Here is an 18,829-nt window from a genome sequence, read left to right on the forward strand (position 1 = left end):
GCGTTAGATCCGTGCCCTAAGACTTCTTTCCCCTACGATTAAAGAGGTATCCGTCGTGCTCACTGAAGCGCAAATTCATCGCAGCTTTCGTAAACTTTTTGAAAACACCGAGGTCTCATCGGAACTTTGCGATAAGGCAGAGTCGTTGATCGATGACCTGCGACTGGAAAGTCCCTTGCGTCACCGGCTCTCTGAAGAATTGGACGAGCTTCGCGAGATTTGTTTGACAAATAACGGATAGGCCCTGCTCACCTCGTTTAGATCAAAAAAACCTTGATTCGCCAGCTGCGGATCAAGGTTTTCTGTTTTACCGTGTTCGCGACTCTGATCAGCGGTTGACCGAGAAGCCCAGCGTAGCACCGGCGGTGGTGAAGGATTGGCCGGGGAACTTGTCATGGATTAGTGGGAGGCCTTTATGAAAGCCGGGACCACGTCCGATGCCGTTGGTGAAGGCCATAAACTGGGCCCCCACCTCGATCGTGAATTTCTTCGTGACGTCAAAACCTGCGTTCAGTCGCAGCTCACCACCCCAAGTAAAGCGATTGTTGAGGTTCGTGGTGTCGTCAACGATGTGGATTTTGGTAATCGGTTCACCGTCCAGGATCGCGAGACGTCTGCCAAATGGTCCGTACAACGCCGTCTGTATGATTTCGGTATGCTCATGAGTCTGCTTGATATTCGTTTCTGCCATGTTGTGAAAAGCAAATCCTTTAATTTCCGTTCCCAACCGCCATCGACCCCTTCTCTTTGAGGCTCGCATGCCAAGCTGTCCGCCGAGCAGATCGTTATCCGTGAATGTCTCGCTATCGTAAAAATCATCGGTTAACAAAAAGTCGAGTTCTTCAGCCCCGCTTGTCGGCGGAATGGATGGATCGGTTCGTTGGTAAGCCAGAATATTAAAATGATCTCGAATCCGGTTGTAGCGAACTCCTACGAACGGCTCCAGAATCGCACCATTGAAAGTCGGTTTCATGCGCCAAACGCGGTTGATGTCGATGCTGTAGACATTAAATGCGTTTTCCGTCACGAAAGTGTCGCCGATCGGATTGCCGCGAATGTCATCCACCACGGTACCGTCTTGGGCCACATTCGGGTTGATCAGTCGGCGCTCGGGATTGTCGATCTTCTGCACGGACACAAGCCAGCCGCTGGCCGTTCCGTGACGGCTTGACTCTCGCATATAGCCAAAGTCGAAGATATTTCCACTTGTCCAATCGGAAAAGTCTTCGCCGCCAATCGCTTGTTTGGCACGGCTGACGCTTGTCGACAACCGTTGGTATTCGAAGAAGAATCCCAAATTGGCTGTCGGACGTTCGTCGCCACAGTCGCAGTAGATTGGCTCAAACCAGTTGAAATTCAAATCCTCCGGGCAAAACTCCGGGAAGAGATGATTTTCGTGGACAACTTCTGCTGATGCGGAATCCGCGACAGTTGTCATCCATGCTGCGAGCAATGCTAGAAGAACGAATTTGCTTTTCAACGACATGATTCCGTTCCCACTCCCTGGTCATCCATGTGATCCACGGCCTTTTGATCCGTGAGTGTGGGTAATATCGGACGTACCTGTCACGCAAGTTGAGGAACACTGGTAAGAGATATGGAAAAGTTTGGATCTTTCGGTGGTTGCTACCGCCGCTGGCAAGCGGGCTTTTCCCCTGTTTTTCGAATTCAAGCCGATTTGGGCCCTCGGCCATCGCCGTCGTCATCGGGTTGCTCTGAATTGTCCTTGTTCGCACCACAGCCTATATTTACCAGATAGACGCCGTTCTAGGAGAATTGAGATATGAGACAGATTACGCGGATTGCTTGCTGGTCGACTTTAGTGGCTTGGGTAGTACTTCCAGCGGGCGCGCGGGGCCAGACGAGCTCACCCCAAGCGAAGGAGTTGATCAAGGAGTTTGATCAGGATCAGGATGGGAAATTAGGCAATGCCGAACTCGAACGGGCCTTGCAGGCGCTCTTCCCGCAGACACGTGAATATGTTCGTGTCATCAAGAGTGAGAAAGGCACTCCCATTGCCTTGGAGACTTCCGTCGCTTCGTTGGAGTCTCGTGATGGCGAAGTGCAAGTGGATCTGTTGGGAGCCATTCATGTCGCTGATGCGTCTTATTATCGCGAATTGAATAAACGATTTCGCGATTATGACGTTGTGCTGTACGAACTCGTGGCTCCCGAAGGGACCCGAGTTCCCCGTGGGGGTCAAAAAGCACAGCATCCGGTGGGTCGCATGCAGCAGGGAATCAAAGGTTTACTCGAACTTGCTTTTCAGCTTGATCATATCGACTACACAAGGGAGAACCTGGTGCATGCGGATATGTCTCCTGAAGAGTTTTCCAAGAGCATGAAAGACCGTGGCGAAAGCTTTGTGCAGATCTTATTCCGCATGATGGGCCAGGCGGCAGCGAAATCTTCTGACCAAGATCGACCGTCTGATTTTGATCTAATCCGTGCGTTATTCGCGTCGGATCGAGCTTTGCGATTAAAAAGAGTGATGGCCACTCAGTTCCAAGATATTGAAGCCCAAATGCAAGTCTTGGAAGGTCCAAATGGCTCGACCTTGGTGGGCGAACGCAATAAGAAGGCATTGAGTGTGCTGCGGAAGGAAATGGAAAAGGGTCACAAGAAAATCGGCATCTTCTATGGTGCGGCACACATGCCGGACATCTCGCGCCGGCTTCAGGAAGACTTTGGCATGCGCCCGACGGATGAAGAATGGTTGAAAGCTTGGGATATGTCGACCGAGTCGCGTTAGTCAATCTCTTGTCCATCGACGAGTCGACTTATTACCGGCCGTCCTCTCCAGGCGAGACGGCTCGTCGGACCGTTTGCTCGATTGTCAACCCCAGGTAGTCTGGGCGATGGTGGGGCGATCTGTCTGCTGAAACACCTCTGTTTCTCGAGACTCCCGGAAGGTTTTTCTTTCATTGAGTTCTCTTTCTTTACAGAAACGACTGAATGTCGCATACTGACGGCCCGTTGCAGGAAATCCAACTGAGTCGGCGCTTTCTAATGTTGGCTCGTTACGCAATATAGATGGAGTCAACGTGAATGGTACGGATGTCGATGAACGAGATGACCACGTTTTCTTGGACGTTCGAAGAGGATGTAGAGCGATACCTAGCGGCCGGTTATGAGGGCATAGGAGTTTGGCGGCCCAAGCTTGCGGATTTTGGCGAAGCACGGGGTGTTGAACTCTTGTTGGAGAGCGGACTGCACGTCTCCAACTTGCTTTGGGCTGGAGGTTTTACCGGAAGCGATGGTCGAGGATACGACGACAGTATCGTCGATGGGATTGAGGCAATCGAGTTGGCTGCAGCGATGAATGCCGACTGTCTTGTTGTCTACAGCGGGGCCCGTGATGGGCACATCTACAATCACGCCCGCAGGATGACTCGGAATGCCTTGAAACAGCTGCTAAGCGTTGCCGAAGCACTTGAGGTAACGCTTGCGATCGAACCCGTGCATCCGGCTTGTGGCGGTGATTGGACTTTTTTACATAGTCTCGACGATGCGCTAGATCTGATATCTTCGATTGATTCGCCCTACCTTAAGTTGGCTTTTGATACTTATCACCTCGGCCAAACACCCCTGTGCTTTGATCGTTTGCGCGAGATCGCGCCTGCTGTTGGGATCGTGCACCTCGCTGATGCGCGTCAGCCACCCAACGGGGAGCAAAATCGTTGCTTGATCGGTGACGGGGGCGTTCCGATTCGAGAGATCGTCAGCGCATTGCAAGATGGTGGGTTCGACGGCTTTTATGACGTCGAGCTGATGGGAGAAGATATCGAGTCGTGCGAATACGGACAAATCCTGCAGCATTCAAGGCTCGCGCTCAGTGAGTTAATCAGTGCTTGAACCGATTGTCCCGTCGCCCATGTTTGAGTAACTGGCTGAGTCAATCAGTGATCAGCTCGAAGCAGGCGACGTGATCCGATCCGCGAACGTACATCAAGCCGTGAGCAAGGATTGGTGCGGCCCAGGCGGGGTACTTTAGCAATGGCTGGGGCCCTTTTGCTGCGTCCGTCTCGATCACTGGAGTTGATTCGGAAACCAGCTCGTATTGTTCCGGATTCGCTTTCAGTAATCGCAGCACTCCGTTTTCTCCCAGGCAGACAAAATGTTCGTCGACGTATAGCAGCGAGCATCTTGTTAAACCAGGTTGGCTCCACTTGATTTTTCCGGTTTCAAAGTCGATGCAGCGTAGTTCAGCGTTGTAGGAGTGACGACCACTCGATCCATACAAATAGCCATTGTGATAAACGGGGGTGTTCCAATGGGCCTGCATGGATTTTTGGCGCTGGCGGGGATTGTCCTGCCAGACGGTTTCGTATCCTCCCGGTTTGAAACGAAGCAACGCGCTGCCGGGGCCATAGGTTTCGGAAATGAAAACCTGATCGTTCACGATGACCGGCGTGCTGGCGTTTACACTTTCAAGCGTTTTGGCTCGCCAAGGAAAATGAAAATCGCGTTTGCCCGTTTGAGGGTCAAAGCCCGTTAGGCCGCTTCGCATGAAGGCAAAGCCCCAGGCACGTCCCTGACGAGTGACAATTTGGGGAGCGGCGTAACTGGCAAGATCATCTCCCAAGCGAAACTGCACCTTTCCATTCCATTTGTTGAATGCGACGAGGCCTGTTCCGTTTGAGCTGACGCGATCAAGTTGGCCAGGTGGCAGATTCTGATCGTCTAACGGGCTGCCGCCTACGATTGCGATTAGGAGGTCGCCGTGAATGATGGGAGTACTGCCGACTCCAAAGAAATTTTGCACGACCCCAAATTTTCGATTTGTGTCCACTTTCCAGATTGGTTTGCCGTTTCGGCCATCCACACAGTGCAACATGCCGTCAACACCGTAAATAAAGACAAGGTGTCCATCAATCACTGGTGAACATCGGGGGCCGCTGTTGTATCCATACGTATCGACGTATTTGGATGGATATTCGAATTTCCAGAGAAATTTGCCCGTTTCGCTTTCAACACAAGCTAAGCTCGCTCTTCCCGTGTCAAAATCAAACTGGAAATAGCGGCCCTGGCAGACGCTACCGATTCCGTAACTTTCCGAGAGTTTTCGTTTCCAAACCAGGCGAGGGCCGTCTTTGGGCCAGCTTTTGATTCCCGTTTCCATTGATTTGCTGTCACCTGTTGGTCCGAGAAAAGTTTCCCAGTCTTCACCCCGTTGTCGGGTGCCCAAATTGACCAATTTTGGCAAGTCTGCTTTTGGCACGTCAGCCATGCTGAGTGTTGCCAGCAGTACCGTCGGCAAGAAACAAAAACAGAAGAGTCCTGGAGAATTAGTTTTGCAGCTTATGATTGTCATTGGATAAACCGTTTGAATTTCAAATCGAATACAAAGTGAATTCGTTTTGTCTTTAATCATTTACGAAAAGCGTAAATGCTTTTTTTCACTCTAACCTATTTAACGGGCGTCGACTTCCTGAAACCGGATGATAGCGAATGTCAAAGTTGATTATCAACGATCGAATTCAAATTCCACAGGAAGAATTCCAAATTACCAGTGTTCGCAGTAGCGGACCTGGCGGGCAGAACGTGAATAAGGTGAACACTAAGGTCATCTTGCGTTGGAATCTGTTCGAAACGCCGAGTTTAACTCCGTATGTGCGACGCCGCCTGATAGGGGCGGTGAAAAATCAGATTTCAAAAGAGGGGTGGCTTACGGTAACGAGTCAAAAAAACCGTTCTCGCTACCAAAACCAAACGGACTGTTTGCAAAAATTGAGACTCATGATTCTTGACGCTGCAAAGACCACGAAACGACGAAGGAGTTCTCGTCCCACACTTGCAAGCCAACTGAAACATCGTCGTAACAAGCAGAAGAAGTCAGATAAGAAAAAGCTACGTCAATCGCCTAAATTCGATGGCTAGTTGAAATCTTTTACTAGCATCTTTTGCCGATCAGATGGATAATGCTCGCGTTCACGACAACCGTTGTCATTTGTGATTGCTTTGCGGACATCGATTCATCAAGTCCAGCATTAGTTGCTATAATTGATGGGGCAACAAGTAATCAAAATCTGGATTTCAATATATGTCACGTATTCCGGAAATCGACGATATCCTACGAGATTGGCCCTACGAACCAGACTCCGTCAGTGTCCGCATGGCGAAAGGGAAAGATGGTCGCGACATCATTCAAATGCGGATCGAGATGGGGATTTTACAAATCGAGACGGTTGGACGACCGGACGGAGATCATCCAGAAGGGTATCAAACCTATTTTGATTTTCTTGTCAGCCAGGCACTGCAGTCCGACGAGATGACAATGGACGAAGAGCAATGTGCGGAGGCTGATCGGGAGTTTGTCCAGTTCTATCATCGGCGGATATGTTGGTTGGCGATTCGTGAGTTCGAACGTGCCAAGCGTGATGCTGACCATACACTCGGTTTGATGGATTTTTGTCGAAAGCATTCTCCCGATGATTCGTGGACGCTCACGCATGAACAGTATCGACCGTTTGTCATGTTTCACCGCATCCAAGCTGCGACCTTGATGGCCTTGGAAGACGAAGATGCTGAGTTGGCGATTGAAGAGGTGAATCAGGGCCTCAATCGGCTGCAGCAATTCTTTGGTGAGTTCGAAGCGGAAGAAGACTTCGAAGAAAATGAACTGGTTGCTCGACTGGTTGAATTACGTGAGTCCGTTCGTGAAAAATTTGACGTGGGGCGGACCTTGGAAGAACAGTTGGGGGACGCGATTGCGTCAGAGCAGTACGAGTTGGCGGCTGAATTGCGTGACAGGCTGGCTGACCGTCGGTTTGATTAAGGATCGTTTAATGCGGCGGGCGGATGCGGTGCCGAGCTGGCTCGCAGCTGAACGCTTGGCACGAACGATCGGTTTGCTACGATGGCGCCGAGCTAGACACGTGGTGGATTTTCAATGCAACGACTGCCCCCACTTGCGTCCTGGCTTCTCCTTGAGATATGATTTTCGATCTTGATCGAACATGGGGGCTAACTTTACCCATTGCGTGTGTCGGTTCACACTTGTGAATCGTTGATGGAATTGAACGTCGGAACGGTGATTGCAAGGCGACCCATTAGCCATTATCGGAATTCGACGCGACCCCTCAATGCGACCCCTCAACGCGACCCCTCAACGCGACCGATATCGGTCGCTTGCCAATCGTTGCGGTTAGCAAGATTCGTAGCGGTTTCTTTTTTGGGCGACGATTGTGAAATGCATCGTTGGTGAAGTTGACTCTTTCAGCGAATCAGATCTTGTGCGATGTGCTTCTCGCTCTGTCGGCGTCGCGGGACGAGGTCAGGTCGCAGTGAATTGTCGTTGCAGGTTTCTTGGGTTGAATTGGGCTCGACAAGCGTTCGAAGATGAACCGGTGTCGCATTAGCGCAAGGTGCCACCAGGCAGAATGGAAACAATGAAGAAAACGAATTTTGGAAATTGCTCGTTGAGGGAATGGGGCTCAGTTTCGAGCAGACACGACGGGCGTCTCTGGATCGGGGAGTAATCGAAATCCGGATGCAATTGGCACAGGGCCTGCTGAGTTTGGCGGTGCCATCCGCAGCGGTGGCTGCCCAGGTGCTGCCGGAGTTGGCGGAGCCACAATTGGCGAGCTTGACATGTTTTCGATCAGAATACGAGTTAATTCTGCCGCCGATTGAGGCTTTCGATGCACCTCCTGGTGTTTGGCAACGACAAGTTTTTGACTAGCAGCTCCTGCCTGTTCGGCACTCTTTACGAGGACAACTTTGTCGCCTTCGCCCCCTTTCATGTGATAGCCAGTGCCGATGATGGAATGGTAACGGACTTGGCTCGAGTAGCGTAACCGATAGATTGCGAGCAGCAGTCGGTTGTCGGGTTCCAGCAGATCAACGCTGTTGGCAATCCGACTTCGCATTTGCCCGGTGAATACGCCCGGATTGGCGAGGATCAGCATTCGATGAGTTTCGACTTGGGCCGGATTCGTTTTCACGAGAGATGAAGTCACACGGCCAATGCATCGACGCGCATAGCTCGATCCTAAATGTGGAGTTGCGATGTAAACGACTCGTCGTACGGATGGCACCGGGTCAAAGAAGAAAGCGTTTCCTAGCCGAGCCTTGATTGCGGGAGGAGCACAAATGCTACTAAGCGGTTCGTAGGCAACCGCCTTCCACAGCGTTTGTTCGCTATAGGTCACCTGGAGCTTTGCTACCAATCCACCGAGGCTGTGGCCGACCAGTACCATTTGATCAAAAGCGATGTCCTGGCCGTCCGGGTTGGCTGCTTGCCGTAGTCGTTTCAGGTCATGACGGAGCTTCGCGGCTGATTCTAAGAATGGCCGACCAGTAGGATATTGAAATGCCAAGATCTGATAATGATCGATGATTTCAGGTTCGGCTCGAATATCATTCGCCATGTCCGCCCAAGTGAATCGATCGGAGGCAAGTCCATGGATAAATACGATCGGGATCCGCCCCGGTTGATAAGGCTCGATCATCAATAACCGCGCCTTATCAACGGGGTCGTCAGGTCGCAGGAGCCCCTGAATTGAATTGCGATCCGATTCGATGAGTCGTTCGGCAAAAGGAGCGGTCAGATCGCGAACAATCGGCACCTCTTCGTTGCCGATCGCGATTTGTCGCACATGAAGTGGGTCATAGAATGCGAAAATCCATTCACCGGTCGGTTGGGGGCGTAGCACAAGCGTGGCGGCAAACGAATGGGAGGCTCGCATGAAGGCAGGCTTCGGTTCTGTTTTTCCATCGATGACCAAAGGCACCCCGACGCCTGCGAAGAGATGGTAGTTGCTGATGTTCTCGGAGTTCTGGCCTCCTATGAGATTGAATTCTTGGAAGTCGGCCGGTTGCCAGGCGAAACTTGTGTAGCTGGCCGGTACGAGGATATCGCCGCTCGGAGCTGCCAGATTAAGCCCCTGATTGGGGTTAAAGCGACCAAACTTTGGCCCCAGTATCGCCAGTTTTCCCAAGGACGAATGATAGATTTCCCAAGCGCGCGAATGATCCTCAATCGCTCCGACTAACTCCGGTTGGATCAGTGGCCAGCTGAGCGTGGCCGCCTGGTAATAGTGGTAGAGGCATTGGGGCTTGAATTGGGTTTCGTACTCGGTTGCCTGCTTATAGTGTCCCTCGATTAAAGCCATAACCGGATCAATGGGCTGGGGACGTTTGTGATGATGTAGTTTCTGATGGAGGTGGTCATGGAGGCTTTGATGCGAGCTGACGGGTTGAGTTTCCGTTTGGGCAAAACCAGCCACCGGCGGTGCGTTTGGAAGTGGTGCGGCGAAGTCGCTTTGACTTGATCGACCCGCGCATCCTATTTGCACAGCCAAGATGACGCAGAGTGACGCCGCAGCGTAACTCTTGCGAAGGGCATCCATGACGCTATTTCGTGATTCCATTTCTAGTGACTCGATCCTGGTCAGCTACGGGTCGTCCGAGTTAAAAAAGGGTACCACTTGAAAAGAAACTCGTCGCAGAAAACAAGGGGGGGCGTGCGGGTATTTTAAAAAAAAGTCGTGTCGTGTGTGAGCTGAATCGATTACGGAAACTTTTCACCCACCGTGATTGGTTGACCCCTTTTCTGAACCGATTCTGGCCGCCGAACCATTTTGACTCAATGGTAAAGTTCGCCATAACCAACCCCCGTTATCGCTAAGCCGTGAGCGTGGCAGCCGTATTCTTTCGTAATCGATATATTCCGGAGGATTGACTCGAAGTTGAAATCTGTGTGTCGAATGTCAGCGATATGTCGACGGAAATCTAAGAACGTGTGAACAAATTACACATTTGATGGACGTGTTTTTTAGGTCAGGGAGGACCATGATGAAGCTGAGAAGATGCTGTGCCATGTTGCTTGTCATTGCCGCAACTCACACAGGCTCAATGCGTGAAGTCCGAGCGCAGGCTTTCGGTGTGGAACTGCACAATAGTTTGATGCCGGTCTCAGGAGCTATGGGGGGAGCAAGTCTTGCCAATGCTCAAGATCTACCATCTGCGATCAATGGTAATCCGGCAAATTTGGCTCGCTTTCGTGGTACCCAATTCTGCAATGCGGGTGCCTGGGTGGAGCCCACGATCAATATTTCTAACAACGGGGGTGTTGTACCCGGAGTCGATCAATACCGAGCCAAGTCCGAAGCACAAGGATCGGCCTTAGGAAACATTGCCGTTTCGCAAGACGTTCGTGCTTTGGGGCTTCCGATGACTTTCGGAGTTGGTCTGATTGCATCGTCCGGAGCCGGTGTTAGCGCACGCGATGTGCCCGCGAGTAATGGTACTTCGGCCTTACTGAATGTGCTCGAAATCGCACCCGCGGTTGGAGTCGATCTGACTGATAATGTTGCTGTCGGCGCTAACCTGATGCTCGGCAACAGCACGTTCGACGGGCCGTTTGTTGGGATCGGCGCGGCGGCTTATGACTATGCCCTGCGAGCTGCTTTCGGCGTTACCTACGACATGACTTGTTATTCGCAGATTGCGGCTTACTACCAAACGAAGCAATCGTTTCGTTATGAGGACGCAATCCGACTTGAACTAGCCGGCGGCGCATTCAGCTCTGCGTTTGATGTCTCCCTGGACTTGCCCTCCAACTTCGGGATCGGATACGCAAATGAGCGTTTGATGAACGGACGATTACTGCTTGCGGTCGATCTCCTTTACAAGCAATGGTCGGAAGCCAGTCTTTTCCGTTCGATCTATTCGGATCAATGGGTGGTACAAACAGGTTTGCAATACAAATTGAATCGACGTGTCCGTTTACGGCTCGGCTATGCTTATGCAGAAAACGCCATGCTGGCGAATCCGCAAGGCCGTATTGGCGGCATTGTACTGCCTGGTACGACAGCCGCGTTACAGTATGTGCAGGCTTTGCTCCCCGCCATTAATAACCATCGAATCTCAGGTGGATTCGGAGTACGCGATGTATTACCCGGGGTGGATTTTGATTTCTTCGGCGGCGGGATGTTTGATCAATTTCAGCGTTTCGGTGCATCCGCTGGCAGCATTGAAAGCTATTGGGTGGGGATGGGACTGACTTGGCGATTTGGACGTGGTTCCTGTTGTCGATTACCCGTGCCCGATCATTGGTAATCGTGGTTTGGATTGATTCGCTTCGGTGACGCGGATGCAGCTAGCGTTTCAAACGTATTGTAAATCTGGTCACTAAGTGTCCGTTCGCGAAACAAAGATGACTTTGCTAACTTGACGCATTCGTAGGACTTAGCGTTAGTTGGTCCCGTTTTGTTTGCAATTGGCACGCTCTGTGCGTTAGAGGGTTGCGAAAGCGAAGCTGAGGTGACTTGTGAGAACTTCAGCTTTGGGGGATGCAAATTCGAATCGCCAAAGGAGTGTGCAATGTTGGTACTATCTCGAAAACTGAACGAACAGATCCGAATTGACGAGCAAATCACCGTGACGGTTCTTCGTGTCAAAGGAAATACCGTTCGATTAGGCATTGAGGCGCCGAAAGAAGTTAGGGTGAGACGCGGGGAATTACCCCGCTTAGAAAAGCGGTCGCAGGCCCCGCTGGCGTCTCGCACGAACAAGTTACCTCGTCTTGCTGAAATCGACCCGGATCCCAAGCCTCGCGTCGACCAAGATCAACGTCAGCAGGCAGGCGGGTCGGTCTCTCATACGGACCGTTGGACAGTGGCGAATATGCGCAATCGTACGCAAAGCGATCAGAAGAGTCGGGTTCGACCAACCAGGGGACGCGAAAATCCGGTGCTCGGTTAATCCGTGCGAGTTGGTGTTGGCAATCGGCTGATCGAAGCGGCTGGTTTCCGTTTCGCCACGATTGGACTCGCTTCATTGAGGTGCCTCAGTAGGACACGCTGCACCTCAAGTACCGTTTTGGGGTGACGGTGGATATTCAAATGATCTGCTTCCACAACGAGTTCGCTTTCTGCTTCTTCCAAGTGCGCACTTTCCGTTGTGACGACTCCGTCACTGGTACCAGCTACTTTTGATAAGAAGCCTTCTTCCGCAATTCGTCCCATCACATTGTGGTATTTTACCCAGCCCGCTTTTTTAGAGTCTAACAAGATGCCAAGTACGGGAGATGTTGGGCTGAGTGTGTCGATACTCGTTTGAGCTTCCAGCAAGCCAATGCCAGTCGACTCCTCTGTATCGTCTCGGCTCAGTTGTTCGATGGTTCGTTGGACGATGTCTGGTAAGGAAATGACTTTTCGTCCGATCCATTGAGTTGCATTGTTGGAAAAATTGCTGCCGCGATGCGGTGATGCGATGGTCACCACTCGTTTGACGGAGGGGTTGGGGCCAAAATAGAGCGCCTGTCTTAACGAGTTCACGACGTGCTCAGGGGCGGCTAAATCGGTGCTCGGCTGCTCACTGACCAGGCTCCAATAGTCTCGGCCGCTCTCCACGGTTTGCATTTTGGCAATCAGCCCACCCATGCTATGACCGACGAGGACCAGTTGATCGAGTGCCGGAGCCTCAAGTCGCGGGTCGAGGGCGCGCCGAACGCCGGCCAACTCTGAACGGAGCTGAGCCGCAGTCAACCAAAACGGCTGGCCTGTGGGGTAAAGGTAGAACCAGAATTGATAATGATCGCGGATCTCCGGGTTTCCACGCAAGTCATTAAACATTTCCATCCAGGTCACCAGATTCGACCAGAGGCCGTGGACCATTAAGACAGGAATCTTGTTGGCATCGTATGGCTCGAGCATGTAAAGGCCTTGAACGTCCTGAGAATTACCACGATTCAGGAGACCTTGGGTCGATTCGTTCGCCTGCCGGAATGTTGGATCATTAAGACAGTAAGCCAAGGGTGTGCTCAGGTCAGTTTCCAATGGGACTCGCTTCTCGTTGATTGCGAGGTTGCTTGACATCATCGGGTCGTGTAATTCCAACACACAGAACTGGCGTACCTTGCCATCTTTGGTTTTCGATTCCTCACCGGGAAGTACCTGCAAGAAAGCCGTGACAGGAAAACTCATACCGGGTGCATAGTATGGGTCGGCAGGATTCGACTTGTTTTCGGGGTTGTGGACTGCAATTAGAGGCACACCCAGACCGTAGGTTCGATAGTGATTTTGAAGGCCTTGGACTTCGTAATCCGTTGTGAATTTTAATTCGGATATTTCGGTCGGTCGCCAAGGCCCGCGACATTGAATCGTGATTTCATACTGTTGGGTCTGCGTCGCAATAACGTGCGTCGTCTCGGGCTTCAGTTGTCCCCGCTTTTGTACAATTCGTAAGGCGCTCTCCAATGCACCGTTGTAAATGTCGGACGCTTGGCGAAAACGAGGATCATATGGATTGCGACGGGTGAGCAACTCATCCCCGAGCAGATAGGAATAAGCATTGGCGACCGAAAGACCAAATAGATCAAACGCTTCCGTTGTGTTGCCCTTGTCCTGCGCCCGGATACCACTGATGTAGGCAATTTCGGCCGTGGCAAAGACGTTTTCGGGCGTCGTGTCCCGACGGCTTATCTCCTGTAATTCGGTCACTAATTGAAGGGGATCTTTGTGAGCTTTTTTATCTAAGTCATAACGTCTGAGTAGCTGCTTGGTTCTTGGCGTTGCTTTCGGGCCTTTACCTGAAAATAGGTTCAATTCGGCAGCCAACGGTATGTCTGGCTTCTCTCGGACCCGAACCCATTCGGTGTTTGAGCAACCGATACAAAGCAAGAGCGCAATCACAATCGACCAACCATTGCCCTCCATTGGCTTGTGTGGAAGTTGGTCTGCGGGGCAAGACACACAAAATCGTCGCGCGTTAAAGGTCATACATCTTCGGATGGAGGCGGCACGGGAACATCATTTGGGGGAAGAAATTCCGGTGAACGATAAGGATCAATTCCCACTTGGTCAACATAGATTTGATGTGAGCTAGCTTGCTGTCGCCCGCCCTTGGGGCGAGCGTTTGTTGGGGATGCCTGTCAGCTTTTCAACTTGGCACAAGAAAGTATCCTGAGTAACCATCGATGCAAGCTCGTTGCCGAAAGACGTGGAGAACAAGAGTGTGTCTGATTCGAAGCGTGGCGACATGCTAGCTCGTGTTTTGCGGGGGATTTTCGGAATCCGCAGTGATGCACAACGCGAGGATCATAAAGCGAGTAAAGCACAGACGCGTGAATTCGTGAATTAACGTTCGCAGCAAGCGAAAAGCTTGCTGGATCGATTGGCGGGGGAGAGTTGGTCGATCAGGGTGATCTTGGTTAAGTTGTGCCTTTGGAGGAGATTCGCGAGCGTTTGAATTTCTGAGAAGTTTGCTGGCTCAACCTCGGTTAGGAGACAGCCGTCTGCTTGGTAGCGTTATTGATGAAGATCAGTTGAAAGACTTGTATGACTTGGGATTTTCGGTCCTGGTCGCCACGCGCTAGAAACGATGGATTTACCCATCGTCACCCGTGTGCTTACCCTGCCCTGGGAAAAACCTCCTTTTCGAGCTTGGGTTTATTTTGTTGGCAAGCCGATTTTCCTGGATCAGAAATGGTATAGGCGACAGCCGATTAGGGTTCGTGATTCGGACTTTGGTATCGTTCGCCTGGGTGGATTTGGGAAATATGTATTCCGAGTGGCTGACGCGGCGAAACTGATCAACAGCTTGGTGGAAACTCTGGAGAAATGCACGATAGATCAGGTCACGGCTTTGCTCCGCGATATGATTGTTTCGCGCCTCACGGATTTGATCGGTACGGTTGAGATTTTGCTGCCGGATATGCCTGCCAAATTTGACGAACTCTCAGCAGGTGCTCGAGCAAAGGTGTCGAAAGAGTTTTCTAAATACGGACTTGAGTTAACTGACTTTGGAGTTAACTCGCTCGATTGCCGCGATCGCGTGGCAAGCGGAGTAGATCGAAGCAAAGCTATCTGGTGACGACCCGCGATTGAGGCTCTGTTCGGAATCTCTGGAAAAAACGCCAAAGCTCTTTGTTGGCTGAAAGCGAGTTTGTTGTATATCCGAGCAGATTTGGATTGGTGGGTTGCTCAGGCCAGATGCGGCCGGGCCAAGTGTGACCGCCTCCCTCGATGGTATAGAGAACGACTCGTTCTTCGCCTGTTTTGTCGAGATGGGCTTCGCGCACGACTCGGAAAGGGTCTTTGCTTGTGGCTGGTAGGAGCGTGATTCGTGGTGGCGTTTGACAGTCATTCCCTGCGGCCCACCAATCGATGGATTCACGTACTGAGCGGAAATTGATTTGAGATAGGCTGCGTGGTCCGACTCCCCCATGGAACGGTACGAACTCATCCGCCGTACCGTGGAAATGAATGAGTGGCACGGTTCGTTGGGATCGCTGGCATGCTGACATCGTTCCGGCGATGGTACCGATGGCGGCAACCAAGCGGGGATGTGTTTGAGCCACTCGATAGCAAAGCATCGCCCCGCTTGAGACTCCTGCCAGATAAACGCGTTGTCGATCAATTCCGAGTTGCTTTCCGAGGTGTCGAATCAATTCGGCGATGAATTGGACGTCATCGATGTTTTGCCGCGACGCGAAGCTCGAGCGATGTCCGATATTCCAGGATAACGATTGGGGCGTTCGCCCCGATCCGTCTGGATAGACAACCACAAATCCGTGTTCGTCGGCCGAGTCGTTCAGGCCACAGAAGTTGGCCATTCGCTCGCCGTCGATTCCTGTTCCATGGCAGGCAATCAACATGGGAGCATCCTTACCGAATTGCGGTGGCAAGTGGACGCGGAAGGTTCGGCGACGGTTGTGGACGAGCACCGAGCTTGGGTAGTCTGATTCTGCGTGGTTCAAGCTGTGTCCAATCGAACATGTTGAACTTCATATTTTATCAGCCACTCTAGCCAGCGTTCTTGGTCTTCACTGATCTCAACTTCGGCTTTGATCTCGGCCGACAGGGGCGACACAATCTCAATCACGAGGTCGTCTAGCCAGCGTTTCGCATCTTCCCGATCGATCCAGTATTCCGCCGGTCCGAGTTTGGGCGCGCCTTTTTCGCCGGCAGGTGTCATGAAATACGAGATGTCGGTGCGAAATCGCGACGGCATCTCGATGGCTGGGACATCGCTACGCGAAACAGCAACGACTTGCATATGATTCGGTCCTTCTGTGGAAATCAGCTAAGATGGTGAGCTCGGCTTTGAAATATCTCGGTTCACGGCCAATATAGCGGTCGGTCGCCCCCTCTGGGTATATGGTGTTGCGAGGAAACCGGCAATCAAAGTCTCAAGATGGAAGAATTCGGGAAATGGATGAGCTACATGAAAGCCCCCCTACACTCACCCGTCATGCGGTTCGAGAGCTCGATCGCGTTGCGATGAATCAGCTCGGAATGTTGGGGCTGGTGTTGATGGAGAACGCGGGGCGTGGTGTGGTCGACTGCTTGCGCCGTCAAGGCGATTTGAATCGTGTTGTGATTCTGTGTGGTAAGGGAAACAATGCTGGCGATGGATTTGTCATCGCGCGTCACTTGGACTTGGTTGGGGTCGTCGTCGAGGTTGTACTTTGTTGCAATCCGGACGAACTGCAAGGCGATGCCTTGGCAAATTATCAGTTATTGCCGCATACTCGCGCCACGGTTGTCAAGGAGCTTGATGCTTGCCTGTTCGATAACCTGCGATCCTGTGACTGGGTCCTTGATGCGTTGCTCGGCACGGGAGCCAAGGGCGCGCCTCGTCCACCCTTTCGTCGAGCGATTGAGCTGATGAACGCATGCCGCGCCCGGAAGCTTGCGGTTGATATTTCGAGCGGATTGGACGCCGATACAGGAGTTCCCTCTGAAGTCACCTTTCGCGCCGACCTGACGTGTACCTTTGCGGCCGCGAAACCCGGTTTGTTGGTCGCTGAGTCGCAGTCGTTCGTGGGCGATTTGCAGATTGTTGATATTGGGGTGCCAAGCCGCCTGTTAGCCAGATTTGGGATCGGCGATTAGTGCCATTTAAGCTCGCATTTCCCCTTTGACTGCCCACACTTTGGTACACGATTTGTGCCAAGACCTAGCGATACACGGATTGGGACGATCTATCTGCCAAGCTGACAGGAGATTGGCAGTCGTTTGAAGCTGCGATTCTGCGTCAGTCAATCTATCGACGAGTGGTAGCCTACGAAGATCTGAAAGATGCTGAATGTTCGGCCGTCGATCCCGCCATTGGGACACGTCGTGGGCGGTCGAGCGGTGTTGGTCGCTTTGAAACCGAGATGCTCAGCCAGCGGCATAATCTGATAGCCCTGATGAACCTATCCGGCCAGTGAATCGAAAAAATCGATCGGTATAAGTCGTTCCGTCAACTGATCCTCGATATGAAAGTGCGGTAAGTAAGACCTACGGAGAGCAGGTAAGTTCGGCCTCCAATGGACGCGGCATTGGCTGCATTGGATCAAGGAGGGGTAACAACGGTGTGAAGTGGACCAAGCTCTCCTCCCGCAAGCTCACAGAAAACCAGATGCGGTTGCAACGGTTCGCCTTGGCATACGACTCATTTAACTTTCTGCGGCGGTTGGCGTTGTCACGGAAAGTCCAAAATTGGTCGCTGACGACTTTGTGGCGAAGCTCGTGGAGAAGGGACTATTTGGGGGCTGCCTGAAAAAAAATCAGACGAAAAGAATCGGCGAATTTCTATTCTGTTAACGCATATCTAGTTGTTGCCGTACTGATTTAGCGGCGTTCAATAAAATTTTCGAGGAACTTTAGCTTGCAAAGGAAAGGTAAAAATCATGAAGCTCCAGGCACTGACTCTTGGCATCACTTTGGTGTGTTGTACTCCACCGCTTTTTGCAGAAATTGTTGCGGATTCTGTCGTGGACCGGTCGACCAGCGGTATATAGGGCAAAATGGGTGGACTTACGGTTGTAACGAACCGCCAACGGAAAATAACGGGAAAACTGTTGCCTCTGATGCTGTTTACAATACCGACGATTTTCAAGCCTTTGGAGACCCTGACTGGCGTTGGAGAGGCAACGCCTGGGGAAACATAACCTGAGTATCTTTGCCCGAAACCATCGTCGATAAGAATGCTGGTATTCCGAAGGGAAGTGGCAACAGGAGGCACCTCTTGCAGTATGCAATGCGTCGTTGGGAATCCAACGTGAGCGGTAATGCTACGATCACTTACAGTCACTCCAAGCGGAACACAGCCTGCGCAACGGTACAACGGTGATCCTTTATCACAATGTCTAAATCGACGATTTTAGGAAGATTGAAAACCCGCTAGACCTAGCATACAAGGCTCAAAATCGGGTTTTCAAAACAGGGGGGCAAAACGACCGTTTCAGGTACCGTTTGAGGGTGCGGTACCTGGAGACCCTACAGACGATTTGCTGGACAAGATTCCGCCAAGATGATGCACTAAGATGCGTTGGAGGCACACTTCGCCCTCGCCCGCCTTCTTCGCCAACACAAACCGATTCCACCTAGCACGGCCCAAACGGCTAGCGAGCCGGGCTCTGGCACACTGGCGGGAGAGGAAAGACTTGCGACTCGAAAACCGACGCTGAGGTTCTCGAACGCCGGGAAGTCGCCGCTCCGGATCGACGACGACAAGAAGTCGGAGAAGTCGTAACCCCAGAAGCCGCCGCGGAGCCCGCGATACGACGAATCTATGATTGCTTCGTTCCACTCCCAGACGTTGCCCGCCTGGTCATACGTTCCGTACGGACTCAGCGCACTGGTATACGCACCGACTGCGGTCGTATTCCCGAAGACGTTATTGTAGTTAGCTGAGTTGGTTCCGCCCGCAGGTGCCTCCGCAGTAGGCAAGTCGTCGCTGCTGGTCGCATAGTCAAAGTAGCCGCCTGCATTAGAATTTAACGTGGGGTCGTAGTACGCCGCCTTGTACCACTCATCTTCGCTGGGAAGAAACCAAGTCGCACCGGGGTTACGACTGATGCTGTTGTTCGTAATTCCCTCGTCCGTGATCG

At 51.9% G+C, this 18,829-nt stretch carries 14 protein-coding genes and 1 pseudogene; 8 read left to right on the forward strand and 7 right to left on the reverse strand.

Translation table 11 applies throughout. The annotated features are described in order from the left end of the window. Positions 1 to 328: 328 nt before the first annotated feature. Entirely contained in the window at positions 329 to 1,486 is a 1,158-nt protein-coding gene (locus tag P8N76_01285; protein MDG2380284.1) for a BBP7 family outer membrane beta-barrel protein, read from the reverse strand. A gap of 297 nt (positions 1,487 to 1,783) precedes the next feature. Here P8N76_01285 and P8N76_01290 point away from each other — a divergent pair, with 297 nt between their 5' ends. Together P8N76_01290 and P8N76_01295 are read left to right on the forward strand one after the other, a co-directional pair. Beyond that, positions 1,784 to 2,752 (forward strand): hypothetical protein, encoded by a 969-nt coding sequence (locus tag P8N76_01290; GenBank protein ID MDG2380285.1) that lies wholly within the window; start codon positions 1,784 to 1,786, stop codon positions 2,750 to 2,752. 296 nt (positions 2,753 to 3,048) lie between these two features. Then, positions 3,049 to 3,855, forward strand: a complete 807-nt coding sequence (locus tag P8N76_01295) for a sugar phosphate isomerase/epimerase (protein ID MDG2380286.1) — start codon at positions 3,049 to 3,051, stop codon at positions 3,853 to 3,855. A 40-nt stretch (positions 3,856 to 3,895) separates the two neighbouring features. Here P8N76_01295 and P8N76_01300 read toward each other — a convergent pair whose 3' ends face one another. Continuing rightward, positions 3,896 to 5,314 carry a PQQ-binding-like beta-propeller repeat protein gene (locus P8N76_01300; GenBank protein MDG2380287.1) on the reverse strand — a complete coding sequence of 473 codons (1,419 nt, stop codon included), beginning with the start codon at positions 5,312 to 5,314 and terminating at the stop codon, positions 3,896 to 3,898. 137 nt (positions 5,315 to 5,451) lie between these two features. Here P8N76_01300 and arfB point away from each other — a divergent pair, with 137 nt between their 5' ends. Continuing rightward, positions 5,452 to 5,880, forward strand: coding sequence for an alternative ribosome rescue aminoacyl-tRNA hydrolase ArfB (arfB, locus tag P8N76_01305; GenBank protein MDG2380288.1), 429 nt, complete (start codon positions 5,452 to 5,454; stop codon positions 5,878 to 5,880). A 163-nt stretch (positions 5,881 to 6,043) separates the two neighbouring features. Then, positions 6,044 to 6,778, forward strand: a complete 735-nt coding sequence (locus P8N76_01310; GenBank protein ID MDG2380289.1) for a UvrB/UvrC motif-containing protein — start codon at positions 6,044 to 6,046, stop codon at positions 6,776 to 6,778. A gap of 658 nt (positions 6,779 to 7,436) precedes the next feature. Here P8N76_01310 and P8N76_01315 read toward each other — a convergent pair. Next, entirely contained in the window at positions 7,437 to 9,374 is a 1,938-nt protein-coding gene (locus P8N76_01315) for an alpha/beta hydrolase (GenBank protein ID MDG2380290.1), read from the reverse strand. A 421-nt stretch (positions 9,375 to 9,795) separates the two neighbouring features. Here P8N76_01315 and P8N76_01320 point away from each other — a divergent pair, with 421 nt between their 5' ends. Together P8N76_01320 and csrA are read left to right on the forward strand one after the other, a co-directional pair. Beyond that, a complete protein-coding gene (locus tag P8N76_01320; GenBank protein ID MDG2380291.1) occupies positions 9,796 to 11,064 on the forward strand; it encodes a hypothetical protein in 1,269 nt (422 codons plus the stop codon). A gap of 264 nt (positions 11,065 to 11,328) precedes the next feature. Then, positions 11,329 to 11,496: pseudogene (csrA, locus tag P8N76_01325) on the forward strand (carbon storage regulator CsrA). A 209-nt stretch (positions 11,497 to 11,705) separates the two neighbouring features. Here csrA and P8N76_01330 read toward each other — a convergent pair. Further along, positions 11,706 to 13,700: a hypothetical protein gene (locus P8N76_01330; GenBank protein ID MDG2380292.1), complete on the reverse strand. Its 1,995-nt coding sequence runs from the start codon at positions 13,698 to 13,700 to the stop codon at positions 11,706 to 11,708. Between the two features lie 595 nt (positions 13,701 to 14,295). Between P8N76_01330 and P8N76_01335 the strand changes: the two genes are divergently transcribed. Further along, a complete protein-coding gene (locus P8N76_01335) occupies positions 14,296 to 14,820 on the forward strand; it encodes an SPFH domain-containing protein (protein ID MDG2380293.1) in 525 nt (174 codons plus the stop codon). On the opposite strand, the gene P8N76_01340 is transcribed toward P8N76_01335, so the two are convergent. Next, complete coding sequence (locus P8N76_01340; protein ID MDG2380294.1) at positions 14,810 to 15,673, reverse strand: PHB depolymerase family esterase; 864 nt, start codon at positions 15,671 to 15,673, stop codon at positions 14,810 to 14,812. The genes P8N76_01335 and P8N76_01340 overlap by 11 nt on opposite strands. A gap of 29 nt (positions 15,674 to 15,702) precedes the next feature. Continuing rightward, positions 15,703 to 16,005 carry a hypothetical protein gene (locus tag P8N76_01345; protein MDG2380295.1) on the reverse strand — a complete coding sequence of 101 codons (303 nt, stop codon included), beginning with the start codon at positions 16,003 to 16,005 and terminating at the stop codon, positions 15,703 to 15,705. Positions 16,006 to 16,160: 155 nt separating this feature from the next. Between P8N76_01345 and P8N76_01350 the strand changes: the two genes are divergently transcribed. Further along, entirely contained in the window at positions 16,161 to 16,844 is a 684-nt protein-coding gene (locus P8N76_01350) for an NAD(P)H-hydrate epimerase (GenBank protein ID MDG2380296.1), read from the forward strand. Positions 16,845 to 18,257: 1,413 nt separating this feature from the next. Here the strand turns inward: P8N76_01350 and P8N76_01355 are convergent. Then, on the reverse strand, positions 18,258 to 18,829 hold a 572-nt coding region (locus P8N76_01355; protein MDG2380297.1), incomplete at its 5' end, for an SUMF1/EgtB/PvdO family nonheme iron enzyme.

It is taken from the genome of Pirellulaceae bacterium, assembly GCA_029243025.1.
Lineage (GTDB): Bacteria > Planctomycetota > Planctomycetia > Pirellulales > Pirellulaceae.